The sequence below is a fragment of the Shigella sp. FC1967 genome (genome assembly GCF_001743005.1).
Classification (GTDB): domain Bacteria; phylum Pseudomonadota; class Gammaproteobacteria; order Enterobacterales; family Enterobacteriaceae; genus Proteus.
Genome location: NZ_MIIZ01000218.1, coordinates 1 through 264 on the forward strand (window position 1 = coordinate 1; position 264 = coordinate 264).

Below are 264 nucleotides of genomic sequence, written 5' to 3' on the forward strand. Positions count from 1 at the left end.
GGGAGAACACCAGCCTCTTTCGAACCTTCTATTGATTATGTTGTGACAAAAATTCCTCGTTTTAACTTTGAAAAAATTTGCAGGGACAAATGACCGATTAACCACGCAAATGAAATCTGTTGGCGAAGTGATGGCAATAGGTAGAACACAACAAGAATCCTTACAAAAAAGCGTTACGAGGTCTTGAAGTTGGGGCGACAGGATTCGATCCTAAAGTTGATTTAGATGACCCTGAAGCATTAACAAAAATTCGTCGTGAACTAA

General features: G+C 39.4%; 1 pseudogene. It reads left to right on the plus strand.

Annotated features, from left to right (window positions below):
- Positions 1 to 264 (plus strand): annotated as a pseudogene (locus BHE89_RS01935) (hypothetical protein); the annotation flags it as partial.